This is a genomic window from Parabacteroides sp. Marseille-P3160 (assembly GCF_900162725.1).
In the GTDB taxonomy this organism is placed as follows: Bacteria; Bacteroidota; Bacteroidia; order Bacteroidales; family Tannerellaceae; genus Marseille-P3160.
In genome coordinates, this window is record NZ_LT799418.1 from 1,541,145 (window position 1) to 1,565,579 (window position 24,435).

Sequence of the window (24,435 nt, forward strand, 5' to 3'; positions counted from 1 at the left end):
CGTTGAAGTTCCAACGCCGTATCGCACAGGCGGTTAAAAGAGCCCGCCATCTGGCGTTGCTCCCTTATGTAACCGATTTGATGAAATAATTAAAAAGAAAGAGGAGACAGAATATGCAAGTTATTTTGAAAGAAGATATAGCGAATTTAGGCTATAAAGACGATATCGTAACAGTGAAAGACGGTTACGGACGTAACTTTCTAATCCCGCAAAGCAAAGCTGTGATTGCTTCGGAATCGGCGCGGAAAGTATTGGCTGAAAACCAGAAGCAGCGTGCGCACAAACTGGCTAAGATAAAGGAAGATGCAGTGGCACTCGCCGCTAAGCTGGAGGGCCTTTCATTGACAATCGGCGCCAAAACAAGTTCTACGGGAACCATTTTTGGTTCGGTGACCAATATCCAGATTGCGGATGAGTTGGCGAGGAAAGGCTTTGAAGTCGACCGTAAGATTATCTATCTGAAAGATTCGGTCAAAGAGGTTGGAAAATATAAGGCCGTCGTGAAACTTCATCGCGAAGTATCGGTTGAGATACCTTTTGAAGTGATTTCAGAATAAAAAGAGTAGCCGGGAAACGCGAACCCCGGATTCATAAACAGAGCCAGCCCCGGGAACAATCGCTTTTCCGGGGCTGGCTTTTTTCTTCCGTATCTTGCCGTCTAACATAAATTATGTGATTACTCCGCCTTAAATACGTAAAAAGCATTACTTTTGCTTTTATATCTACTTAGATTATAATGAAAGAGAATAAGTATTCCTTTATAAAGATCGGCCTGTTCTTTCTTTTTTCGTTTTTAGCTGTCCCGGCAGTTCAGGCGAAAAGCAAGACTTTCACGGTTGTTATCGATGCAGGACATGGTGGAAAGGATATCGGCGCCCCGGGTACAATCGTGAATGAGAAGGAGATCAACTTGAAGGTCGCGCTTAAACTGGGAGAACTGATCAAAGACGGACATGAGGACGTGAAGGTAGTCTATACGCGGCAAAGTGACCGTTTCGTAGAACTGGACGAGCGCGCCAACATCGCGAACCGGAATAAGGCCGATCTATTTATTTCGATTCATACCAATGCCGTCAAAAGAGGGAATACTGCCAACGGCACAGAAACTTTTACGCTCGGATTGGCCCGCAGTGACGAAAACCTGGAGGTTGCTAAACGGGAAAATTCCGTGATCTTGCTGGAAGATAATTACCTGCAGAAATACGAGGGGTTCGACCCTAATTCGACTGAGTCGTATATCATCTTTGAATTCATGCAGACGAAGCACATGGAACAAAGCGTCCAGTTTGCTTCGGAGATCCAGCGGGCATTCCGGACGGGCAAGCGGGTGGACCGGGGAGTACGCCAGGGAGGACTTCTGGTGTTGCGCAAAACCGGTATGCCGGCCGTTCTCGTGGAGCTCGGTTTTATTACCAACCGGGAAGAGGAACGGTTTATGAAGTCGGCGGAAGGGCAGAACCTGCTGGCGCGCTGCCTTTATAATGCCTTTACCCGCTATAAAAGGGATTATGACCGGAAGCTGGGGGGGCAGCCTTCGCAGGTTCGTCCGGCCAGAGAATTGGCTGTCACGGACGATGATATCCGGGAAGCCGATGCGGCCGGAGATTGGCAAACGGATAACCGGAAGAATGAGGGACGCTCTTCGCTTCGGGACAATGAACTGCAGGAATCGGCCGTTTCTTTTTCTGCCGAGGGAAAGGTCGTTTATAAAATACAGATATTGACCTCAGGAAAAAAGTTACCGTCTCAATCGAGACTACTAAAAGGATATAAGGATGTTTCCTATTACCGTGAAGGGGGAATTTATAAGTACACTTACGGTGAAACAACCGATTATAACGAGATTTTACGGTTATACAGAAAAACGGTAAAAGACTTTAAGGACGCTTTTATCATTCGATACAAAGGCGGAGAGAAAATAAAATAAGTATTAATGAAGAGAGCACTATGTTATGAAGACTAAATTTACGAAAGAGTTTAAAATAGGTTTGGCGGCAATCATCAGTTTGACTATGTTGTATCTGGGAGTCAACTATCTGAAAGGGATTAATCTATTCAAACCCGCCAACTATTATTATGTAAAATGTACGAACGTGAAGGATCTTACGATCTCCAGTCCTGTTTTTGTGGATGGCTTTAAAGTGGGATTGGTACGTGCGATGGTGTATGATTACAATACCATCGGGGATATTACCGTTGAGATCAGCTTGGAGAAGGGTATGAGAATAAACAAGGGCAGCTATATCCTGGTGGAGAAAACCTTGCTGAGCGGTTCGGAGATGCATCTGCAACTTAATAAATATGTGTCGGAATATCTGCCGGCCGGTTCTACCATTGAAGGACGGTTGGGAGACGACGTGATGGCTGCTGTCGAAAAAAACCTGCTGCCGCAGATTGCACAGATCCTACCTCGCATCGACTCGCTGTTGCAAGGCTTACAGGCGGTAGTAGCAAATCCGGCCATTACCGAATCCCTGAATCATATTGAGCGCACGACCTACAGCCTGGAGCAATCCTCCCGGCAGTTGAACCGGATGCTGAACGGCGATATGCCGTTAATCTTGTCGGATGTAAAAACGATTACCGGAGATCTGGCTGAAACGAGCTCCCGCTTGAAATCCCTCGATTTGGAAACAACGATCCGCACAACGAACCAGATGCTGGGAAATCTCCAGCTTACAACGCAAAAGTTAAATTCGAAGGATAATTCCTTGGGGCTATTACTTAATGATACACTTTTGTATCGAAATCTGATCAATACGACAGACAATGCCTCCAATCTCCTTCTCGATTTAAAGCAAAATCCTAAAAGGTATGTTCATTTTTCGATTTTCTGATCTGTCGTATTTATAGAATATTCAGATTTTGGAAATTTAGATTAGTTCTAATTTAGAGCGCAGAGAACATTTTTTTGCGAAAGAAGTTAATAAGGCTTTTGTGATCAATCCCTTGCATTGATCACAAAAGCTTTTTTTTGCCACTGTCCGTTCGGATTAAATTCCGGTGGAGTCTATGGAATAGAAAGGATTTCAATGCTCTTTTATATATTTTCATCAGCTTATCAGATAGTTATAATTAAATGATTGATATTAAATAGTATATTTCCGAAGGCAAAACAGCAAGGAAAACAGCGCTTTTTTATGTGGTTTTTATTTCTAAACTTTGTGGGAAAGAACGAGTATTTATTGTTGGAATTTTTAGAATGATACAGAATAGTTGTCAAAAAATGTGGGAAAAATGCCTGGAGGTGATTAGAGATATTGTATCCGAGGCGGCCTATAATACGTGGTTTATACCGATTGAGCCTTTGTCTTATGAGAATAAAAAATTTACGATCCAGGTGCCCAGCCAATTCTTTTATGAATATCTGGAAGAGAAATATATTAATGTATTAAGGGTAACGCTTCATCGTGTATTTGGAGAAGGTACGTCATTAAATTACCGGGTGATGGTAGACCGTTCGTCAGGAGGCACCGTGGATTATCCGGCGGAACAGGCCTCGATGGCCGTATCCCGGCCCAATGGAAAGGAACCGGCCAAATCGATCGGCCCTTTTTCCCAGGTGGCGCAACGCGAACTGGACTCCCAATTGAATCCGAAATATAATTTTGACAACTTCCTGGAAGGAGCGAGTAATAAACTGGTACGTACGGCGGGTGAAACCGTTGCCCAGAATCCGGGGAAGACAACTTTTAATCCCCTGTTTGTTTATGGTCCTTCTGGCGTAGGCAAAACGCATCTCTGCCATGCAATCGGCATTCGTATCCGTGAACTCCATCCGGAGAAAAGGGTATTGTATGTCTCTTCCCATCTCTTCCGCGTACAGTTCATCGACGCCGTGCGGAAGAATACGACGAATGATTTCCTGAATTTTTACCAAGGAATCGACGTACTTATACTGGATGACATACAAGAATTGATCGGTTTGGATAAAACCCAGAATACCTTTTTCCATATATTTAATCATTTGCATCAGTTGGGTAAGCAACTGGTTCTGACTTCAGATAAGGCGCCGGTGGACTTGCAGGGCCTGGAAGAACGTTTGATTACACGCCTGAAATGGGGATTGACGGCAGAAGTAAACCGTCCGGATCTGGATCTGAGAAAAAAGATTTTGAGGAATAAAATAGCCTACGAAGGCATTACGGTCCCTGATGAAGTCTTTGAGTTTATTGCTACTAATGTGACGGAGAATGTGCGGGATCTGGAAGGTATCCTGGTTTCCTTGATGGCGAACGCCCTCATCAATAATCGCGAGATCGATTTACCTTTGGCCAAGCGTGTCATTGGGCAGGCTGTTCGTTTGGAGAAAAAGGAAATCTCGGTGCAGCGCATCCAAGAGGTTGTTTGTGATTACTTCAATCTCGAACAGGCCCAGATATTGACGACTTCCCGGAAGCGGGAGATCGTACAAGCCCGGCAGATCACTATGTTTTTAGCCAAGAAATATACCAACTGTTCTCTTGCCCGGATCGGAAAGATTGTCGGAAAGAAGGATCATGCCACTGTTTTGCATGCCTGTAAAACAGTCAAAGACCAGATAGAAATAAACAAAAAATTTCGCTCTTCCATTGAAGCTATTGAAGGGATTCTGAGATAAGCAGATGCTTATGTTATAAAAAGAGGGTGTCTCCTGTGAGATGCCCTTTTCTTTTTTAATTATATTGGTTTCGATCTGGTTTTTCTTTTGGAAAACTTTTGACTATTCAATTATTTTTTAATTATTTGTTTATTAGTACTTTGATGGTTTTATTCGGAAAACTTCTACTATTTATTTATTTTTTAATTGAATTGTTTGGATAAGGATTATGAATTGTGTACTATTGCAGAAGGAAAATATTTAATATAAATAAGAGTGAAAACAAAAACTTACACCTTTGAGGAAGCGTTTCAGGCTTCGCGGGAATATTTTGCCGGGGATGAGTTGGCCGCCAAGGTTTGGGTCAATAAATATGCGTTGAAAGATGCCTACGGAAATATTTACGAAAAATCTCCGGAGGATATGCATCACCGGTTGGCTCAGGAAATTGCCCGGATTGAAAAGAAATATCCGAATCCTCTATCTGAACAGGAATTATTCGATTTACTCGACCACTTCCGTTATATTGTACCGCAGGGAAGCCCGATGACGGGAATTGGAAATGACTATCAGATCGCTTCCTTGTCGAATTGTTTTGTGATCGGCTTGGATGGGTTGGCTGATTCCTATGGCGCTATTATTCGTATTGACGAAGAACAGGTACAATTGATGAAGCGTCGGGGAGGAGTAGGTCATGATTTGTCGCATATCCGCCCGAAGGGTTCGCCGGTAAAGAATTCGGCCCTGACTTCTACCGGACTGGTGCCTTTCATGGAGCGGTATTCCAATTCGACCCGGGAAGTGGCGCAGGACGGAAGGCGCGGGGCATTAATGCTGAGCGTCTCTATCCGGCATCCGGATGCGGAGTCTTTTATCGATGCGAAAATGACGGAAGGTAAGGTGACGGGTGCCAATGTTTCCGTCAAGATAGACGATACCTTCATGAAAGCGGCTATCGACGGAACCCCTTATACGCAGCAGTATCCGGTGGATTCCCCGCTCCCGACAACGGTGAAGGAAATAGATGCACGTTCTTTATGGAACAAGATTATACATAATGCATGGAAGTCGGCCGAACCGGGAGTATTGTTTTGGGATACTATCCTCCGGGAATCCGTTCCGGATTCCTATGCAGACCTCGGATTTCGTACCGTGTCTACCAATCCCTGCGGTGAAATACCGCTCTGTCCTTATGACAGCTGTCGCCTGTTGGCTATCAATTTATATTCCTATGTTCGGGACCCGTTTACGCCGCAAGCCTCTTTTGATATGGATTTGTTTAAAAAACATGTGGCTTTGGCACAACGCATCATGGATGATATTATCGATCTGGAATCGGAGAAAATCGATAAGATATTGGAGAAAATCAAAGCCGATCCGGAGTCTTTGGAGATTAAGCAGCCTGAGATTCATTTGTGGGAGAAAATCCGTCGGAAAACACTGCTCGGCCGTCGTACGGGTGTGGGTATTACGGCGGAAGGGGATATGCTGGCAGCTTTAGGCTTGCGTTATGGTACGAAAGAGGCCACCGACTTTGCCGAAAATGTACAGAAGACATTGGCCTTGGCAGCCTATCGCTCATCCACAGTCATAGCGAAGGAGCGCGGGGCCTTTGAAATCTACGATGCCAAAAGGGAAGCTTCCAACCCGTTTATCAACCGATTGCGCGAAGCGGATCCCGAATTATATGAAGAGATGGTGAAATACGGCCGCAGGAATATTGCCTGTCTGACTATTGCACCGACGGGGACCACGAGTATGATGACACAGACGACTTCTGGCATTGAGCCTGTCTTCCTGCCCGTTTATAAGCGCCGCCGGAAGGTGAACCCGAACGACACCGAATCCCATGTGGATTTTGTTGATGAGACGGGTGATACTTTTGAAGAGTATATCGTCTACCATCATCATTTCTTAACCTGGATGAAAGCAAACGGCTATTCCGTTTCGAAGAAATATTCGCAGGATGAAATTGACGATCTGGTAGCTAAATCTCCTTATTACAAGGCAACGTCCAACGATGTCGATTGGCTTCAGAAAGTGAAGATGCAAGGGCGTATCCAGAAATGGGTGGACCACTCCATCAGCGTGACGATTAATTTGCCGGAAGACGCATCGGAAGATTTGGTTAACAAACTCTATGTCGAAGCCTGGAAATCGGGTTGCAAAGGTTGTACGGTCTATCGCGAAGGCTCCCGCTCCGGAATCTTATTGTCCACTGATGATAAGAAAAAGAAGAAAGAGAAAGAAGAAAAGGACAAAGACTGCATGGAGCCGCCGGTAATTGTTTCTACCAGGCCCCGAGAGCTGGAGGCGGATGTAGTGAAGTTCCAGAACAACCGGGAGAAATGGATTGCTTTTGTCGGACTGCTGAAGGGGCGTCCCTACGAAATCTTTACCGGTTTGGCCGATGATGACGAAGGAATTATGCTTCCGAAGAACATCTTGAAAGGGAAGATCATTAAGAGTTATGATGAAGACGGGAACAAGCATTATGACTTCCAGTTCAGAAATAAGCGTGGTTATAAAATGACCATTGAAGGATTGGATGGAAAATTTAATCCCGAATATTGGAATTACGCCAAACTTATTTCCGGTGTTTTGCGTTACGGAATGCCTATCGACCAGGTGATTAAACTGGTACAGGGAATGGACTTGAACAATGAATCCATCAATACATGGAAGAACGGAGTGGAAAGAGCCTTGAAAAAATACCTGCCCAACGGCACGGAGGCCAAAGGAGCAAAATGCCCTAATTGTGGTTTCGAAACGTTGGTCTACCAGGAAGGCTGTCTGATCTGTACCAATTGCGGCGCTTCGAAGTGCGGATAAATTTTAATACGGAAATATTCTGATTTGAAAGCGGGGATTATTCTCCGCTTTTTTATTACTTTCGTCGAAAGAACAATTGAAAGCATGAAGATTCAGTTTAATATATCCTTCCATACTATTTGGGGGCAAAAACTTGTCGTGTCAGGCTCTATTCCGGAATTAGGAAATTGGAAGCTATCCGGAGCGAAGGAAATGCATTATGTCGAGGGCGGCAATTGGCAGTTGGAAATTGATATTCCCGCTGATCTTGCGGATTTGCATTATCGGTATCTGCTGGTAGAGAATGGGAATCCTATACTTGAAGAATGGAACAAGGGGCATTCGGCTTACCTGGATCCTTCCATTAAAACCTATTCCTTTTATGATACATGGGAAGCCTCTCCGGCTGAGTTATCCTATTATTCGACGGCTTTTACGAAAGCTATTTACGCTCATCTTTCCAAACGGCCGAATCATCCGGATCCATCCGGTAAAAAATTGAGGATCAAAGTCTGGGCTCCTCGTGTCGAAAGCCATCAATCGGTGGCGCTTGCCGGAAACCAATCCTTGATAGGCAACTGGCAGGTGGACAAAGCTTTGAAGATGACTTGCGAGACGGCGCCGGAATGGCAAATCGAAATCGATGCCGATCAAATCCGGTATCCTTTCGAATATAAATTTATCGTCTGTAACACTGAAACCTCGGAGCTGAACTATTGGGAAGCCGGGGATAACCGGATATTGAATTTGCCCCCTGCTGAAGAAGGGGAGATCAAGGTCGTTTCCGGCCTTTTTTTGAAGAAGGAATTACCCGAGGGTAAGTTTGCTGGTACGGTCGTCCCTGTCTTCTCCTTACGTACCGAGAAGAGCTTTGGAGTGGGCGACTTTGGCGATTTGAAACAGTTGGTCGATTGGGTGAAATCAACCGGCCAGCGGGTGATCCAGATCCTTCCTGTCAACGATACGACTAATACCCATACATGGACGGATTCCTATCCATACAGCGCCGTCTCGATCTATGCTTTGCATCCGATCTATATCGATCTGCAGGCAGCCGGTACACCGGATGACGCCGTCGACCGGGCTTATTATGAACAGATACGGAAGGATTTGAATAGCCGTTTCTCTGTCGAATATGAGGAAGTATTGAAGACTAAATTGCAATACATGAAGGTTCTCTTCTGGCAGGAAGGGAAAGAAGTGTTGGCGAGTGACGAATTCGAAACCTTTTTCCTCCGGAACCTATCCTGGTTGGTTCCCTATGCGGCCTATTGCTATCTGCGGGATACATACCATACAACCGATTTTAGCCGCTGGGGGGAGTATGCGACCTATAACAAAGTACGTGTCCATGCCATCTGCGACGAGTTGGCGGATTCTTATCCGGAGGTGGCTTTCACCTATTACCTTCAGTTTATCCTGCGTAAGCAGTTCGAGTCAGTTACTTCCTATGCTCGTGAAAACGGGATCGTGTTGAAAGGCGACCTGCCGATTGGGATAGGGCGTACCAGTGTTGACGCTTGGACGGATCCTTCCTATTTTAATCTTCAAAGCCAGGCCGGAGCGCCTCCGGATGAATTCTCGACCATCGGGCAGAATTGGAGATTCCCGACCTATTGCTGGGATGTGATGGAGAAAGACCAATACACTTGGTGGAAAAAACGTTTCGAGGGAATGGGCCATTATTTCGACTGTTTCCGGATTGACCATATTTTGGGCTTCTTCCGGATATGGGAAATACCGGAAGAATATGTTCAGGGGCTTTGCGGGCATTTTCGTCCAGCCTTGCCTTTGTCCCGGAAAGAAATCGAGCAATATGGCTTTACATTGATAGAACCGTTTCATATGACCGCTCATATCAACGAGGCCTATCTGCCTTTGCTTTTCGACGACTTGACCAGTGTCGTAATAGATACTTATCTGGATCGGATCACCTCTCAATTCTATGCTCTGAAATCTTTCTGTAATACGCAGCGGAAGATCGAATTCCTTTTCCGGGAAAGGACGGATCCGGCGTCCGAACGGATCCGGGAGGGATTATATACGATCGCCAACGAAGTGTTATTTCTCCGGGATCCATATGAGAAGGAGAAGTTTCATCCCCGCATTTCAGCCAGCCAGTCTTATGTCTATAAAGACCTTTTCTCGTCGGATCAATATGCCTTCGACCAGTTATATTGGGATTTTTATTACCATCGCCATAATGATTTCTGGAAAGCGGAGGCCTATAAGCGATTGACTCCCCTTATTGCGGGCACCGAGATGTTGGTCTGCGGGGAAGATCTGGGGATGATTCCGGACTCAGTGCATGAGGTGATGAACCGTTTGCAGATTCTGTCGCTTGAATTAGAGCGGATGCCCAAGGCGGCCGGGCGAGAATTTTCTGATCTTTCCGATCTTCCTTATTTATCCGTTTGCACCACCTCCACGCATGACATGCCCCCTCTAAGGGCTTGGTGGAGAGAAGACGCACTACGTACGCAAAGATATTATAACCAGGTATTGAGGCGGGATGGCGAGGCGCCGGGTGAATGTTCCTCCGAAATTGCCACCCAGATCCTGTGGAATCATTTGACATCACCCTCGATGTTCGCCATTTTCCCATTGCAAGATTGGCTGGCCATCGACGACGAACTGAAAAATCCGGATGTGGAAGCGGAACGGATTAATGTTCCGGCGGATCCCAACCATTATTGGGGTTACCGGATGCATCTGACGATTGAAAAACTGAAGGAGGCGGCGGATTTTAACCGCAAAGTCAAGGACCTGATCGCTCAGTCCGGGCGAAAAAAATAAGGTAGGAAGCGGTTCATTGCTTCTCTACCTTCTTTTCCGTCATTTTGCAGGTGCCGTTGAACCTGGCGCCGGGTTCGATTTCGATGATGCCGGTACTTAGCTCCCCCTTAATTACGGCGGATGCCTTTAAGGTCAGTTTCTCTTTGATTTGGATGTTTCCTTCGGCTGAGCCCAGTATTTCGGCATTCTCGGCTTGGATGTTGCCCAAGATGCTTCCCTGCGAGCCGATTACAATCTTCCCTGCAGAACAGACATCTCCTTTGATATGGCCGTCTATCCGGAAGTCTGTCCCGGTAGTAATGTTTCCAATGACCGACGTGCCTGTGCTCAATGCATTATGCAGCCCGCCGTTGCCATTTTCTTCTTTTGTTTTAACTCCCATGCTATTTGATGTTTGCGCAAATATAGACTAATTTTTTTGCCGGATAGGCAAGTTTGTCTATTTTTACATAAAATTGAAAGTTATGTTGATACAGATTCTGTTGGATGAAATGAAATTTTACTCCTATCATGGCGTATTGCCGCAGGAAAGGAAAGTAGGAAACCATTTTGTGGTCAATTTGAAAATTACGGTTCCGGTCGATGTCGCATTGGTAAACGATTCTCTGGAGGATACAATAAATTATGCCTCTCTGTATAAAGTGGTAAAAAGGGAGATGGACACGCCTTCCCATTTATTGGAACATGCCGCCGGTCGTATCCTATCTTCCCTGAAAGAATCGTTTCCTCAGATTACTGCAATAGAGTTGAAGCTGACCAAGTTAAATCCTCCTTTAGGGGGGGATGTCACAAGTGCTTCGGTTATCTTGTCCGAGTCTTATGCTTCCTGAGATTTATCTTTCGGATAAGGTTGCCTAAGCTTCATTGGTATTGAAAAATGAAGAGGAAGTGGCAAAAGTCTGTTTTTAAACTTTTACTTCACGCCTACAGACTTCTGTGAAAAGGGGAAGGTTGATGGACAGAAATTTATCTCTTTTGGCACAGCCTCTTCAATCTCAACTGAATCATTTAACGAGTTCGGCGAGCTCAGCTCCTGCTTTAAACTTAACCGCTTTACGGGCAGGGATTTCGATAGGCTGCTTTGTCTTTGGATTTACTCCTTTACGAGCTGATTTTTCTACTATGGAAAAAGAGCCGAATCCGAGGATTGCTACTTTTCCTCCTTTTTTTACTTCAGTTGAAACTGTTTGAATGAAAGCCTCTACCGCTTTTTTTGTGTCTACTTTGCTTAGCCCGGATTTTTCGGCTACGGCATTGATAAATTCTGTTTTGTTCATAATGGGTAATAATTATAATGACAAGATACTAATCTTTATGCGCGTAAATATAGTTTTTTAATTTTAATGCAACAATAAAAATGTGCTTTTTTCTAAGTTTCTCTGTTTTACTTATTGACGAACTTTAGAAATAGCAAAATATGTCTAACTTTGCGTTATTCTTATATGAAATAAAAAAGATGAATCAGAATAATTCCGGCTTTTTGGCCAGTATCCCGACCGTTACAAAAAATCTTATTATTATTAATGTGCTCTTCTGGGTTGCCAGCCTGGTTTTGCCCAGGATTGGAATCGACTTGGTGAGTCTTTTGGGCCTGCACTTTCCCGGTGTGTCCGATTTTTATTTCTTTCAGTTTATTACCTATATGTTCATGCATGACCCGCATTCATTCGGGCACATCTTTTTTAATATGTTTGCGGTTTTCATGTTCGGACGAGTGCTGGAAAGTGTTTGGGGGCCCAAGCGCTTCCTCTTGTTCTATATCGTGACCGGAATCGGAGCGGCTGTCGTGCAGGAAATCGTTTGGTTGTTCTCTATCCAGGCTTTCGCTTCTGAGCATCAGATCTCCTTGTTGCAACTGATTGCGCAAGATCCGTCGTTGAATTTCCTGGTTACGATCGGCGCTTCCGGAGCGGTGTTCGGCATCCTGCTGGCCTTCGGAATGTTATTTCCCAACGTGCCGCTTTATATCATGTTTATCCCGGTGCCGATCAAAGCGAAATATTTTGTCATCGGTTACGGGGTGATCGAACTCTTCCTCGGCGTATCCAATTTCAGCGGAGATAGTGTTGCGCACTTTGCCCATCTCGGAGGAATGCTTTTCGGCTATTTCATGATTTTGTATTGGAAAAAGAAAGATCGAAAAAATGGCGGATATCGGTACTGAAATAAAATACAGGTTGAAGCGGGAAGGGATTCTGGGTTACCTATTGTTCATTAATATAGCGGTATTCCTTTTGCTTCGCTTAAGCAGCGTTCTCTTCCTGTTGTTTAATGTATCGGAGGTTCCGTTCTTGCACTATCTGCAGGTGCCTTCCAATCCGCTGCTTTTGCTCTTCCGTCCGTGGACGCTTCTTACCTATATGTTTACCCACTACGACTTTCTGCATATACTTTTCAATATGCTTTGGTTATATTGGTTCGGAAAGATTTTCCTTTATTTTTTTCAACCCCGGCAATTGGGAGGGCTTTATCTCCTCGGAGGGCTTGCCGGAGCGCTGTTTTTCATCCTTTCTTATAATATATTCCCTTATTTCAAGGAAATCTCCGATTCGAGTTTCCTGATGGGAGCTTCTGCGTCGGTGATGGCGATCGTTTTTGCCATTTCCTTTTATCAGAAAGATTATCAGATAAACCTGTTGTTTTTAGGGAAAATCAAACTAATTTATCTGGCTTTATTTACCTTTGTCATCGATCTGCTTGCCATTACTTCCCAAAATGCGGGGGGGCATCTGGCACATATCGGAGGGGCTTTGTTCGGGATTTGGTTTGCCGCAAGTTACCAAAAGGGAAAGGATCTGACAGCACCTGCAAACCGGTTTCTCGACGGATTGGTAAATCTGACCAAGCGTAAACCGAAGATGAAGGTTTCTTACCGGCGGACGGAACCGGAGCAAGATTATCGGGATCGCCGGCGGAAAGAAGCGGAAGAATTGGATGCTATCTTGGATAAACTCAAGCATTCGGGTTACGAAAGCTTGTCTTCGGAAGAGAAGCGGAAACTATTTGATGCCAGTAAAAAGTAAAATGAATTTTTTTAGACTCATAGTACATTCTTTAGTCGCCTCTGTTCATCTTTTTTTCCTGTTGTTGATGATGGCAGCGGCTTATTCCGACCATTTCTCTCCAGAGAAAAGCCTTTTGATGGCTTATTTAGGGTTAGGCTTTCCCATCCTTTGTTTCATCAATTTCTGTTTCCTTATTTACTGGATCTTTCTTTCCCAGTGGAAAATGCTAGCGGCCGGTATTTGCGGCTTCCTGATCTGCCTGTTCCCGCTCATGTCCTATTTTCCTATTCATCTGAAGACAAAGGAGATCCCCAAGGAAGATGTTATCAAGGTATTGACGTATAATGTGATGGCTTTCGGATATAAAACACATACGGCAAATTCCCCGAATCCGATTGTCGAATACATTGCCCAGTCGGATGCCGATATCGTTTGTATGCAAGAGTATCTGGTTGCCAAATCCGGAAATTTCCTAACGAATAAAAAGTTGCAGAGGGCTTTACATATGTATCCTTATCGCTCCCTGATTCCGCTGGCGACAGTGAACAGAAACCAGTCCATCGGCCTGGCCGTCTACTCCAAGTATCCGATTAACCGTTCCAGGCGGATTAAATATAAAAGTCCTTTCAACGGTTCCTCCATCCACGAATTGAATGTCAAGGGGCGGACGGTTTACCTGGTGAATAACCATTTGGAATCCTTTAAGCTGACGATGGAAGACCGTTCGAAATATTCCAACTTTATAAAGAACTTGAGCTCCGATACCTTCGATGCATTCAAAGGGTCGGTTCACCAGAAACTGGGACCTGCTTACCGGACGCGCGCCGTACAAGCGGAGACGGTGGCGGATGAAATCGGAAAATTGGGAGAAGAGCAATACATAATCGTTTGCGGTGATTTTAACGATACGCCTATCTCTTATGCCCACCGTACGGTTTTAGGGAACCTGACGGACGCTTTTGCCGAATCCGGTTGCGGCCCGGGGATTACTTATAACCAAAATCTTTTCTGGTTCCGGATCGATCATATCTTTCATTCGGCAAACATGAGCTCTATAAACTGCACTGTAGACAAAATCAAATATTCCGATCATTACCCACTGTGGTGTTATCTAAAGTTCAATCAATAACTATTTTCCCAGAGCGGCGTCATAGACGTCTCCATAGAGCCTTTCGACGAAGAAAAAGGTAGCATTGCATAATAATTCCGGTTCCGTAACGAGGGCGACTTTGTTTCCTTTTCCGTTATTGATGAGGATATCTTCGGCCGGAAACATTTGTGTCTTGTTTTTATCCGGATCGTATTGATAGCGGATGTTGCTGACTTTTATCTCATATCTGTTTTCTCGGCAGTTGATGTTCATGCGAAACTTAATGATTGCCTTCGCCTTGTTCTCCAATAGTAATTCTACTTTGGACGAAATCATCAGGGTGCCCGCCTTTTTGTTTGCCGCAACATTCGAGAGGAAGATATCCATGCCGTAGGTCGATTGCGCCCATTTATTGATATTGGCGAACAATTCCGCCTTGCTCTTTCCTTGCACCTCGACATTTTCGGTATAGCAAACCCTTCCGTCCTTGAATGGCGCACAATTGGTTACCTGCCCCCTTTCTCCTTGAGCAGCCAGAGCCAGGGGGAGAAATAAGAACAGGGATATAATCCATTTTTTCATCTGTCGCTTTCTATTTGATCCAAACATTGACTATTTCTCCAATGAACATTTTATTCAATAACTTTTGGCTCCACTCCTTACGCAACGTTTCATCATTGAATGAATCCGCATTCAAGGGTTGGGACATGATTTTCCGGCATTCTATGATCATCCAGGCCTCACTGAAGGCTTTGCTTCCGGAAGGAAGGGTGATAGGCGTCAATCCCGAACCTTTCACCTTGTCTTCATCGGCTCCTGAGTGTGATCCGCAATATTGCAGGGCATTGCGATAGGCCTCGGTGTAGAAGGTCAGCGTATAGAGATCGTTTTTCTCCATTAACGGATACGTATAGCGTTGCGGATTGATAAAGCAGAAGAAAGCCGGTTTGTCGAAGACGAAGCCCAAGGCTCCCCAACTGGCCGTCATCATATTGAACGCCTGGCTGTTTCCTGCGGTAATCAGCATCCAGTCTTCCGACATCATCTTTGTAATGTTTCCCGGAATCTTGTCGGGAGTGATGGAGCGGTAGCCCGCCGGAGCTTGCCCGCCAATGGGAGACTCACCGATTTTTGCAGCTGGGTCGGTTACTGTGCCGTTTACAGGCGGAACCATGACAGGAGCCACTGCCGACTGCACCGGAGCCACAGTACTTTCTTTTACCCCGGGTATGCTGACGGAGGCTGTCGAAGCTGAAGGCACTGCCGTTCTCGGAGTCCCGAGCGCATCCTTTAATTCGTTGGCCAGGTTATCGATCAGATCGATCGTTCCTTTTCTGAACTTACCGCTTGCCCGTGCCAGTTTGTCTTTGTTCAAGGCATATTCGTCCGTAATCCATTTTTCGGCCAAATAAACTTCAGGTTCATCCTGATAAGAGACATTATATTCATAGCGTATGCTGCTTATTTCCATTCGGCAGGCAGGACCTTCGATAGAAAGGACCAGTTTGTATTTGATCGTTGCCCGGTCGAGTGAGAGGAAAGAACTTGAAAAGACGATATATTCATTTCCCATCACGGCGATCTGTCCTTTCTCCTTATCCTTGTAGACGACTCGCTTTTCTTCGACATTATAGCGGGCATTCGCCCAGTTCAGGACAATATCGAATATCTGATCCCTTGACAGATTGGGAACAGAGATTTTCCGTTCCAATACGACTTTACCGTCGACTACCGGAACCGCTCCGGCCAGATATTTTTGCTCTTCCTGCGCGAGTAGACCCATAGGAAGGATAAAAAACATGAATAATAAAATCTTCTTCACCATATTTTGCGGATTTATAATCTTACAGGCAAACATACGAAAATGCACACAGAAAATGGCTGTAATTCTGAAAAAAATAATATCGAAAAAAGGTTTGCGAAAAAAAAACGGAATATTGCCCGAAGGAATATCCCGCTTCTATAAAAAAGTTAAATTCTTATTTCAACAATTCTGCTAATTTAGCCTTCAATTCGTCTCCATGCAAATTCTTGGCAAGGATTGTTCCGTCTTTGTCCACCAGAATGGTGTGGGGAATCGAATTGACTGCATACAATGCCGCACCGGAGTTTTTCCAGCCTTTCAGATCCGATAGTTGGGGCCATGTTATTTTCAGGTCGCTGATTCCTTTTTCCCAAGCGGCTTTATCGCTGTCCAAGGAAATGCCGACTATGTCGAATCCTTTGCTTTTGTATTGTTTATGAAGTGCTACCAGATTAGGCATTTCAGCGCGGCAGGGAGGACACCAAGAAGCCCAGAAGTCGATCAGCACTACTTTTCCGTTTCCGACGTATTCGGATAATTTATGATTTTCCCCTTTTAGGTTCGGAAGTTCGAAGTCCGCGAATTTTTTCCCTACGGCAACGTTTTTCAGTATCTCCAACCGATCGATCAGCCGGTTGATTCCTGGAGCTGATTTGAAAGTCGAATCAGCTGTTTCGATGAATTTTGCCTGGTCGGCTTCGTCGAAGCTGTATTGGTGGTCATAAAGCAATTTGCCGGCAGTCAGTTTGGTCGGATTGCTTTCAATGTATTTCCGTACAACAGCGGTAACCGTGGAATCGATTTCGTTGTATTTTTGTTCGGCGGCTTTGGCGATGGCTGTATCTTCCGACTGGAAGTCGGAAACCAAAGGAATGATCTCCTTTTTCAGGTCCCGGATTTTCGATAGGGCTACATTGTAAAGATTATTCTCTTCCGTTCCGGAAACAACCGAGAAGGTATCGAGTGTTGCTTGCAGTTTGCCGTTTTCCAATACGAACGTGGCGCTGAACGGCAATTCGCGGCCTAATGGCGTACGTACCGGCTCTACCACATCCGGAGCAAAACTGATCTCCGCCAGTTTCGGCGTTGCCGTTGTCCCTTTAAAAGTGAAAGCGCCGTTTTCAACGATAGCGCTGTCCAAAGCAACCGGTTTATCCTGGCCGTATTCATACAAAATAACGCTTTTGCCATTCAGGTCGGCATTGGCGACCGTTCCGGATATCGTATATTCCGGTTTAGGGCTACATGACGATAACAGGATTGCAGCGGCGCCCAAAGAATAAAATAAATTTTTCATACATACTCTTTCTAAAAACATAAATAAATCTCCTAACTCATTATCTTATCGTAAAGTGTAGCGAAGTTAGTATATTCCGGTTGATACGAATGCATTATTCTCTGTTTTTTTACATAATTGTCCGAATAAATGGTAAAAAGCCTCCGAACCCGGAATGATCCGGCTTGGACTTTTCCAATGAATTAGTTTTGTATAATTGTTCATCCTCCAGATCGGCGCCAAAGGGGGGCTATCTGGGCAAGTTGGATGTTATTGTAGATAGAGTTAATTCCCTGAAAATAATATAGTGTTAATTGATCCCGATTGATTTAGCAGATCGGCAGTAATCTGAAGATATTCTCCGCTTATTCTTGCCTTTGTGGCTTTTCGATTACTTCGAGTTGGAGAAGTTTACTCAGGATCCTTCTCGTATTGATATTTATCTAAGTGAAAAGAAAGGATCAATCTCAAAACCCGGTTGGAAGCAAAAAAAGAGTTGAAATTACGCTGAATAATCGAGTATACTCGATTATTCAATTGAGTCATCCTCCCAACAAAGTGTTATAGTGTAATGCAGGAAGTCTATTGCTGACAAGTTCCTCCACGGATGAGCCTGTTTTCTTTTCAACTTCCTGCAAATAAATGACTCAATATAGATTGAGAGAAAAAATAATACTCGAAAAATTTGGATTACAACATAGAAGCATACTGAATTTTATCATGGGTTCAGGCACTTTCAATGGGGCATTATGCGGATAAGCCTATTTATTAATAATCGTCCTGATGACCTTTTGGCAATAATTCGATATTTATTTCTCATATTGAATAAGCAGGAAGGAGCAAGGCTTAATGGAGACTGTACTTATCTTTTTCGATAACTCTTTATTTTGGGGAATGATGTTTATTCTATTGTCTTTTGTGTTTTTTGCATTGATATCATCATTTTCCAGGGTCCATATTCTTTTAGGTAAATAATCGTCGGGCAAATCTATTTTTATCTTTTGTGTTTTGTCGTGGGAACGGTTGACTAAGGCAACGTTTATCTTGCCGTCCTCAGTGATTACGGCAGAACCGTCCACAAATGCCAGACTACTTGTTTCGGATACGACCTCTTTGTTTATATCTCCTTCTACGGACAGATCTTTCAAGGGAATAGAAATCCCCGGGCCTTCTATATTCAAATCTAATTTTTTCCCGATCATATGCTGTCTATACAACTCGAAAACATAATAAACCGGAGTTTTATAAGCATCTTCTTCTCCGACTGTCTTTAATAATCCATGCCCGTTTATCGGGAAGATATAATTAGCCATACCGACCGCAGGACTTTGTCGAATAAATACATTTAACATTCCAGCGACAGTCGTAACATCGAATAATCGCCGGTCGTCTTTTCTGGTGAATTCGAATTTATCTCCATTGAATACGGAATGCCTGTTGTTCCATTCATCTATGCTAAAACGTATGGGATTGTTTGTTCTTCCTAATTGCCGGTTGATCTGATCCAGTAATCCTGCATTTTTTTGGATGTTAGCTTCCACGCTGGCCGGAGAGAAAATATTTTGTTGTTGATTTATTAAGATATCATTCTTTATATTGGCTTTCATGTAATAATGTAAAGTCAGAAAATCGATGAGTTTTCCGTTTTCCTCCAGCACCGTTTGATTCCAATCATATAAATGTCCGACTCCCAAGAGATGTAAATCGGGATGAAGCTGTTTAATGCAACTTGCCCACTCATGAAGTTTTTTTGAATAAACTTCCGCTGTTTCCGCCTTATGTACGCCGTAAGAGCCATAATTCTCATTCCCTATACACCAATGTTTTACATGATAAGGTTCGGGGTGCCCGTTTGCCGCTCTTTTCATACCGAAAGCCGTTTTTGTGGATCCATTCACATATTCAATCCAATTCAGGGCGTCGCCTAAGGAGGCTGCATATTTAGGATGGTTGCTCATATTGAAATTGATGTAAGGAATGGTTTTCATTTTATCGCACCATTGGAGAAACTCATCCGTGCCGAATAAATGGCTGTCTTCTCCTCCCCAGCAGACGCATGGGATAGTCGGCCTGTTTTCCTTCGGGCCAATTCCGTTTTCCCAATCATATTCATGAATATAAGTTCCTGCCGGCCAACGTACGATCGGCATATTTAATGGTTTCAACATTTCTGAAACGAGTAAATTCTCGTTGCCATCCTTCTTAATCAGTCCTCCGTAAATAACATTATCATTGCAGTCTTCCAGCATTTGCCCGTAAATCATAGCGTCAATAGGGACTAATTGTTCGGGAATAATTACACGGATTGTTGTACTCCCCGTTTTACTATTTACCACAATTTTACCCGATCCGTATAGGGAAAGGCTTAGGATAGATAAGATAATCATTAACGCAGTCTTTTGTAGTTTCATGATGTTTTATTATTAAATTGTTTCATAATTCCTAATTTCCCCACAAGAAGGGAAACCAAGATAAAGCTAATAAAATAAGCAATCCCGATATAAATGAAAACGGGCAAATAAGAATAAATCCCGATCGTTTCGCCGATTGCCTTTTGTGATATCACGCTTGTAATGCCACCTAATGTACCGCCTATTCCTGTAATTGTCGCCTGTACACTTTTAGGATAGATTTCAGATGGAATTGTAATGTTAGCCCATAAACCATGTGAAAGCATGATGCCGGAAATCAGGCATACGGCAAAAATGGGAGAGGCTCCCGAAAAGATAGAATAACATAATATGGGTATGACCAACGAGGCAATCAGCATAATTGTCTTTCGCGCTTTATTTAAAGACCAACCATGTTTGTCGATTAACCATTTCGGCAAAGCTCCTCCCAATATTGTCCCAACTCCCATTGCCGTATAAGGAAGCCAAGCCGTTACCCCTAATTCTGCTAAAGAAAATCCCTGGATATCCTGCAAATATTTAGGAATCCAAAATAACAAAAAATAAGTAACCGGGTCAATGAAAATGCGAGCGGAGAAACAACCCCAAGTTTCTTTTTTTAATAAAAGTTGCCTTAAACTTACTTTGACTTCTTCTTCGGTACCATGATTTTTATCATTCTCTTGCAAAATTAAATTTCTCTCTTCTTCTGTTATCTGAGGATGGTTTTGAGGAAGATGATAATATTTTATCCAGAAAAACAACCAGATAAACCCCAAGCAACCGGTTATAAAAAAAGAAACTCTCCAACCGAAATGAAAAGCTAAAAATGATACGATGGGAACAGCAAGCGCTGCTCCTATGGCTGTTCCTGCATTGAAAAGCCCGATTGACAAAGCCCTTTCTTTTATTGGGAACCATTCGCTGCAGGCTTTAACTCCTGCCGGGAAATTGGCCGATTCGGTAATTCCCAGAAAAAAACGGACAATTGCAAATTGGGATATGGTTCCGGCAAAAGCGTGTAACATGCTGACTAAAGACCAGCTTCCTGCAAATATGGCGAACCCTTTTTTAGTCCCTATTTTGTCTACTATCCTGCCACTGAATGCATACATAAGCGTGTAACTAAAGACAAATATGGCTGTTATATTTGCATAGTCTGCATCCGTCCAGTTTAATTCCGCTTGGATGGTAGATGCTAAAATAGCAAGTGTATTCCTGTCTAAGCAATTCAGTCCGGAGACCAGGCATAATAAGATCGCAATTCTCCAACGAACATTTTTTTTCCGTTTGATTTCTTTCATTTTATTTTCTTTATCGAAAAAGGATTATAATGTCCGCCCATTTCTCCGTTTCCATCTACCCTTTTCAGAATCAGGCGTTCGTCAATCTCTTCACTTATCGGTTCATTTAAAAGATATTGCCCTTGGTTCAGGAGTGTTTTTCTCAATAAAGGGATGTCAATTTCTCTTGTTGAACAATTTTTTTGCGAAAGAATAGCTGCTGAGGTACCTGCTGCCTGCCCGATAGCCATGCATGTCGCCATTACACGTATGGAGCCAGCGGCTGTATGGGTTGCAGATATACTGCGTCCGGCAACAATTAAATTGTGGAAACCGACCGGTAGCATACAACGGTAAGGGATTTCGTATACCGCTTTTCCTGAACCTGTGAAAATCTGTTCTTTTCCGTGGGGTGGGTGAATATCGATGGCAAATGTACCACAGGCAATTCCATCAATAAAAGAAGTTCCGTTCAATACCTCTTCTTCCGTTAGGATATGATCTCCCACAATATGACGGGTCTCCCTTATTCCTACTTGTATTCCCGTATCAACAACATATGAATTTTCAAAACCTCCAATCATTTTCTTTATGAAATGATATACCTGGATTACCTGTTTTCTTAAACGTATTTCTGCCTTAGTTAAATCATCGGCATTGCTTCCGTTTATATTCTGAAGACGAGTACAGTTTATTGAAAATTCACCGTGTGGTAATTCATACATTAAAATCCGGGGAGCGATTTCTTTGTCTAAATCACCGGATTGAATAGCATCATTCACCAGGTGGTTCATGCCTAAAAAGGCAATTGCTTTTTGATTGTCTATTTCCTCCTCTGTCGGATTGCCTTTTAGTAAATGGGAGTTTTTTTTCATCCAGGAACGCAATTCGGCGTTGTTTACACCTCCGATCCTGAAATAAAGGGTTGCCGGTTGCATGGAGCCATCTTCTTTTTTCCCACACACATATTCCGCGCCTGCTTGGACGGCAACATCTGCATCACCTGAACAATCAATAACATAGCGTGGACATATCGCTTGGCGGCCGGATTTGTTTTCAATTATTACAGATAAAATCCTCCCTTTTTCAACTTGCGTATTTACGACTAAAGTATGCAATAAAAGCTGGACCTTTGCTTCTTCCATCATATTGAAAAGAATGACTTTACATCCTTCCGGATCAAATGGCGTCATCGATGCATTATCGAACGTTAAATCTGTTACATGTCCCGGGGAACTACCTTGTTCTCTCATTCGCAATATAAGTTCCTCGGCAATGCCCTTGATTATCTGCCTGCCGTTTATGTCATGAAACGTGAAAATAGGATTGACCATTGACGTTGTCAAGTTCCCTCCAATGAAACCATATCTTTCTATCAACATGGTTTTTGCTCCTGTTCTGGCGGAAGCAATCGAAGCTGCTATTCCGGCGGGGCCTGATCCTACGACTAAGACGTCCGGCGTTGCAATCACCGGTATCTCTTTTTGTTTTTCTAATATAGATCGCATATATATAAGTTTAATAGCCAGTTGTAAGAGTGAGAAATGTGTCGAAAGTCATCGTTTATCCACTGGAAAAATTGATAACTATGAATGAGCGCAGTCATAACTATGAACGGACGCAATCATAACTATGAATGAATGCAATCATAGTTATCAACTTTTATGGGACTTCCTTTTGACGCACTCTCACTCTTATGTGCAAATTGTTTTTTTAATATTTCTAATTATATTAATATCCGGGGTTTTGAATGAGATTTGGGTTTGCCTGTAATTCAGAGCTGGGAATGGGTGATAAATAATGGATAGCAGGATCAAAAAAACGCATCCCTAATTTAGTCCCGAATTTATTTTTTTCAGGGAAGTTCGTATAATCAGGGTTTCCATATTCATCAATTGCCGGAGCGGAAGAAGGATATCCGGTAGGCACCCGTCCATAGCACATTCCATTCATTACTTTTTCTGCTATTTTCCAACGACGTATATCAAAAAGACGAAGGCCTTCTCCGGCGAATTCATACTTACGCTCTCTTCTGACGGCCGCTCTTAACTCCTGTTGACTTTTGCCCGGAGTAATATCGGGCATTCCGGCCCGAGTTCTAACTTTATTTATTGCCCCGTATACCGATGCATCCAGTTGATTCGATTCGATTTTGGCTTCCGCGTACATCAGTAAAATATCGGCATATCTGAAAACAATCGCGTTGATAGAGGATGCCCCGTCTGTCCGATATTCTAAAGGATCGCAATACTTCTTCCAGATATAACCGGAAAAACTGGCATATGCGTGCGTTGCGTCCAAATTTCCAATTCGTACGGCAGGAGATTGATTATAATCCCAACACATAACACTATCTTTATTGGTTTCAAATTGGTAGCCAAAGAAAGTTGTTCCCGGCAAGACGATTGTGTAATTCATTCTCGGATCTCTGTTTGCCCATGGATGTTTAGGATCATATAACGGGGATTTGTCGATAGAAAGTCCGTCTATGCATTCATATGAATCGATCAGAGCCTGTACAGACATTTTATTAGAATATCCTCCGGCAAGTCGGGATTTAAACCTGCTCGGCATTAACTGGGTTTTATCATCTTGATTAAATTGTATCGCCCAAATGATTTCTTTCGATGTTTTTCCTCTAAGCATCGTTATATCTCCATAGTTTGCTTCCAGGATATATTCGGAACCTTCGAGTTGCATGATTTTTTCGCAAGCATTTATTACATCCGGCCAACGTGAGTCATACAATGCGGATCTTGCTTTTATCGCCCATGCAAATCCTTTCGTCATAGCCATTGTATTCGGCTCATTTGTTTGTTGCAAATATTGTGCTGCAAGATCACATTCGGAGAGGATAAAATCGACTACCTTCTCTTTAGGTTCTCTGGATACATACGCTTCTTCTAATGTTAGGGTATGATCTATTAATGGTACATCTCCGAAAATAGAAACCAAAAGATGATAATAATAAGCGCGCATAATCCTAGCCTCGGCTTTATATCTTTCAATTTTTTCGACAGATACATTATCGCTTGCACGAGTTATATTTTCCAGAATAAAATTGCATCGATAGATACCTTTATATGCATTTATCCATAAGTTGTTTAAAAGACCTGCATTAGAGGTATGATATAGTTGCTCCGGTTTCACATCTCTTTCCGCCGCGATATCGGACCCCGTATCATAATAGATGGTAAAAGGTACATTGTCTCCATACATATAGAGTGGAGAATGTATGCCGACAATAGCCATCTCTATTTCAGCCTCATTCTTTAGAAATGTTTCTGTGGATGGATAATTTAATGGATATTTTTCCAGCACACTCTCACAGGAAGTAAAGAGGAGAGCATATAATACCAATATGTATACAATATTCTTTTTCATGATATATCTTTCTAAAT

The 24,435-nt window shown here is 43.4% G+C and carries 19 protein-coding genes and 1 pseudogene; 11 read left to right on the forward strand and 9 right to left on the reverse strand.

What is annotated here, in order from left to right; genetic code table 11:
• The 7 genes and pseudogenes from BQ8014_RS06200 to BQ8014_RS06230 all read left to right on the forward strand — a co-directional run.
• A pseudogene (locus tag BQ8014_RS06200) lies at nucleotides 1-89 on the forward strand (30S ribosomal protein S18); the annotation flags it as partial.
• 24 nt (nucleotides 90-113) lie between these two features.
• Nucleotides 114-557 (forward strand): 50S ribosomal protein L9, encoded by a 444-nt coding sequence (gene rplI, locus BQ8014_RS06205; protein WP_080903612.1) that lies wholly within the window; start codon nucleotides 114-116, stop codon nucleotides 555-557.
• A 179-nt stretch (nucleotides 558-736) separates the two neighbouring features.
• Nucleotides 737-1,927, forward strand: a complete 1,191-nt coding sequence (locus tag BQ8014_RS06210; RefSeq protein ID WP_080903613.1) for an N-acetylmuramoyl-L-alanine amidase family protein — start codon at nucleotides 737-739, stop codon at nucleotides 1,925-1,927.
• Nucleotides 1,928-1,952: 25 nt separating this feature from the next.
• Nucleotides 1,953-2,837, forward strand: coding sequence for an MlaD family protein (locus BQ8014_RS06215; protein ID WP_080903614.1), 885 nt, complete (start codon nucleotides 1,953-1,955; stop codon nucleotides 2,835-2,837).
• Nucleotides 2,838-3,202: 365 nt separating this feature from the next.
• Complete coding sequence (gene dnaA / locus BQ8014_RS06220) at nucleotides 3,203-4,600, forward strand: chromosomal replication initiator protein DnaA (RefSeq protein WP_087880490.1); 1,398 nt, start codon at nucleotides 3,203-3,205, stop codon at nucleotides 4,598-4,600.
• Between the two features lie 255 nt (nucleotides 4,601-4,855).
• Nucleotides 4,856-7,411: an adenosylcobalamin-dependent ribonucleoside-diphosphate reductase gene (locus BQ8014_RS06225; protein ID WP_080903615.1), complete on the forward strand. Its 2,556-nt coding sequence runs from the start codon at nucleotides 4,856-4,858 to the stop codon at nucleotides 7,409-7,411.
• An 84-nt stretch (nucleotides 7,412-7,495) separates the two neighbouring features.
• Nucleotides 7,496-10,186: a 4-alpha-glucanotransferase gene (locus BQ8014_RS06230; protein WP_080903616.1), complete on the forward strand. Its 2,691-nt coding sequence runs from the start codon at nucleotides 7,496-7,498 to the stop codon at nucleotides 10,184-10,186.
• Between the two features lie 13 nt (nucleotides 10,187-10,199).
• Here the strand turns inward: BQ8014_RS06230 and BQ8014_RS06235 are convergent, their stop codons facing one another.
• Entirely contained in the window at nucleotides 10,200-10,568 is a 369-nt protein-coding gene (locus BQ8014_RS06235) for a bactofilin family protein (protein WP_080903617.1), read from the reverse strand.
• An 82-nt stretch (nucleotides 10,569-10,650) separates the two neighbouring features.
• Here BQ8014_RS06235 and folB point away from each other — a divergent pair, with 82 nt between their 5' ends.
• Nucleotides 10,651-11,016: a dihydroneopterin aldolase gene (gene folB, locus BQ8014_RS06240; protein WP_080903618.1), complete on the forward strand. Its 366-nt coding sequence runs from the start codon at nucleotides 10,651-10,653 to the stop codon at nucleotides 11,014-11,016.
• 174 nt (nucleotides 11,017-11,190) lie between these two features.
• Here folB and BQ8014_RS06245 read toward each other — a convergent pair whose 3' ends face one another.
• Complete coding sequence (locus BQ8014_RS06245; RefSeq protein WP_080903619.1) at nucleotides 11,191-11,463, reverse strand: HU family DNA-binding protein; 273 nt, start codon at nucleotides 11,461-11,463, stop codon at nucleotides 11,191-11,193.
• Nucleotides 11,464-11,642: 179 nt separating this feature from the next.
• Between BQ8014_RS06245 and BQ8014_RS06250 the strand changes: the two genes are divergently transcribed.
• Genes BQ8014_RS06250 through BQ8014_RS06260 form a run of 3 tightly spaced genes read left to right on the forward strand, consistent with a single transcriptional unit; the run spans nucleotide 11,643 to nucleotide 14,320 of the window.
• The gene (locus BQ8014_RS06250; RefSeq protein ID WP_080903620.1) at nucleotides 11,643-12,350 is read left to right on the forward strand and encodes a rhomboid family intramembrane serine protease; all 708 of its coding nucleotides are present in this window, start codon (nucleotides 11,643-11,645) and stop codon (nucleotides 12,348-12,350) included.
• Nucleotides 12,331-13,209, forward strand: coding sequence for a rhomboid family intramembrane serine protease (locus BQ8014_RS06255; protein WP_080903621.1), 879 nt, complete (start codon nucleotides 12,331-12,333; stop codon nucleotides 13,207-13,209). The genes BQ8014_RS06250 and BQ8014_RS06255 overlap by 20 nt, the downstream gene beginning before the upstream one ends.
• 1 nt (nucleotide 13,210) lies before the next feature.
• On the forward strand, nucleotides 13,211-14,320 hold the full coding sequence (locus tag BQ8014_RS06260; protein ID WP_080903622.1) for an endonuclease/exonuclease/phosphatase family protein: 1,110 nt from the start codon (nucleotides 13,211-13,213) through the stop codon (nucleotides 14,318-14,320).
• Here the strand turns inward: BQ8014_RS06260 and BQ8014_RS06265 are convergent, their stop codons facing one another.
• The 7 genes from BQ8014_RS06265 to BQ8014_RS06295 form a co-directional block, all read right to left on the reverse strand.
• On the reverse strand, nucleotides 14,321-14,863 hold the full coding sequence (locus BQ8014_RS06265) for a DUF4468 domain-containing protein (RefSeq protein ID WP_080903623.1): 543 nt from the start codon (nucleotides 14,861-14,863) through the stop codon (nucleotides 14,321-14,323).
• 10 nt (nucleotides 14,864-14,873) lie between these two features.
• A complete protein-coding gene (locus BQ8014_RS06270) occupies nucleotides 14,874-16,106 on the reverse strand; it encodes a DUF4468 domain-containing protein (RefSeq protein ID WP_234997993.1) in 1,233 nt (410 codons plus the stop codon).
• A gap of 154 nt (nucleotides 16,107-16,260) precedes the next feature.
• Nucleotides 16,261-17,382 (reverse strand): TlpA disulfide reductase family protein, encoded by a 1,122-nt coding sequence (locus BQ8014_RS06275; protein WP_080903624.1) that lies wholly within the window; start codon nucleotides 17,380-17,382, stop codon nucleotides 16,261-16,263.
• Nucleotides 17,383-18,170: 788 nt separating this feature from the next.
• Nucleotides 18,171-19,772, reverse strand: coding sequence for an alpha-L-arabinofuranosidase C-terminal domain-containing protein (locus BQ8014_RS06280; protein ID WP_080903625.1), 1,602 nt, complete (start codon nucleotides 19,770-19,772; stop codon nucleotides 18,171-18,173).
• Entirely contained in the window at nucleotides 19,769-21,055 is a 1,287-nt protein-coding gene (locus tag BQ8014_RS06285) for an MFS transporter (protein ID WP_080903626.1), read from the reverse strand. Before BQ8014_RS06285 ends, BQ8014_RS06280 begins: the two co-directional genes overlap by 4 nt.
• Nucleotides 21,052-22,542, reverse strand: coding sequence for an FAD-dependent oxidoreductase (locus BQ8014_RS06290; RefSeq protein WP_080903627.1), 1,491 nt, complete (start codon nucleotides 22,540-22,542; stop codon nucleotides 21,052-21,054). The genes BQ8014_RS06285 and BQ8014_RS06290 overlap by 4 nt, the downstream gene beginning before the upstream one ends.
• Nucleotides 22,543-22,765: 223 nt before the next feature.
• Nucleotides 22,766-24,418 carry a RagB/SusD family nutrient uptake outer membrane protein gene (locus tag BQ8014_RS06295; RefSeq protein ID WP_080903628.1) on the reverse strand — a complete coding sequence of 551 codons (1,653 nt, stop codon included), beginning with the start codon at nucleotides 24,416-24,418 and terminating at the stop codon, nucleotides 22,766-22,768.
• Between the last annotated feature and the right edge of the window lie 17 nt (nucleotides 24,419-24,435).

Excerpts from the sequence above, each read along its gene's own strand:
- rplI (WP_080903612.1), top strand. The coding sequence starts at position 114 with ATGCAAGTTATTTTGAAAGAAGATATAGCGAATTTAGGCTATAAAGAC.
- BQ8014_RS06210 (WP_080903613.1), top strand. The coding sequence starts at position 737 with ATGAAAGAGAATAAGTATTCCTTTATAAAGATCGGCCTGTTCTTTCTT.
- BQ8014_RS06215 (WP_080903614.1), top strand. The coding sequence starts at position 1,953 with ATGAAGACTAAATTTACGAAAGAGTTTAAAATAGGTTTGGCGGCAATC.
- dnaA (WP_087880490.1), top strand. The coding sequence starts at position 3,203 with ATGATACAGAATAGTTGTCAAAAAATGTGGGAAAAATGCCTGGAGGTG.
- BQ8014_RS06230 (WP_080903616.1), top strand. The coding sequence starts at position 7,496 with ATGAAGATTCAGTTTAATATATCCTTCCATACTATTTGGGGGCAAAAA.
- BQ8014_RS06235 (WP_080903617.1), bottom strand. The coding sequence starts at position 10,568 with ATGGGAGTTAAAACAAAAGAAGAAAATGGCAACGGCGGGCTGCATAAT.
- folB (WP_080903618.1), top strand. The coding sequence starts at position 10,651 with ATGTTGATACAGATTCTGTTGGATGAAATGAAATTTTACTCCTATCAT.
- BQ8014_RS06245 (WP_080903619.1), bottom strand. The coding sequence starts at position 11,463 with ATGAACAAAACAGAATTTATCAATGCCGTAGCCGAAAAATCCGGGCTA.
- BQ8014_RS06250 (WP_080903620.1), top strand. The coding sequence starts at position 11,643 with ATGAATCAGAATAATTCCGGCTTTTTGGCCAGTATCCCGACCGTTACA.
- BQ8014_RS06255 (WP_080903621.1), top strand. The coding sequence starts at position 12,331 with ATGGCGGATATCGGTACTGAAATAAAATACAGGTTGAAGCGGGAAGGG.
- BQ8014_RS06260 (WP_080903622.1), top strand. The coding sequence starts at position 13,211 with ATGAATTTTTTTAGACTCATAGTACATTCTTTAGTCGCCTCTGTTCAT.
- BQ8014_RS06265 (WP_080903623.1), bottom strand. The coding sequence starts at position 14,863 with ATGAAAAAATGGATTATATCCCTGTTCTTATTTCTCCCCCTGGCTCTG.
- BQ8014_RS06270 (WP_234997993.1), bottom strand. The coding sequence starts at position 16,106 with ATGGTGAAGAAGATTTTATTATTCATGTTTTTTATCCTTCCTATGGGT.
- BQ8014_RS06275 (WP_080903624.1), bottom strand. The coding sequence starts at position 17,382 with ATGAAAAATTTATTTTATTCTTTGGGCGCCGCTGCAATCCTGTTATCG.
- BQ8014_RS06280 (WP_080903625.1), bottom strand. The coding sequence starts at position 19,772 with ATGAAACTACAAAAGACTGCGTTAATGATTATCTTATCTATCCTAAGC.
- BQ8014_RS06285 (WP_080903626.1), bottom strand. The coding sequence starts at position 21,055 with ATGAAAGAAATCAAACGGAAAAAAAATGTTCGTTGGAGAATTGCGATC.
- BQ8014_RS06290 (WP_080903627.1), bottom strand. The coding sequence starts at position 22,542 with ATGCGATCTATATTAGAAAAACAAAAAGAGATACCGGTGATTGCAACG.
- BQ8014_RS06295 (WP_080903628.1), bottom strand. The coding sequence starts at position 24,418 with ATGAAAAAGAATATTGTATACATATTGGTATTATATGCTCTCCTCTTT.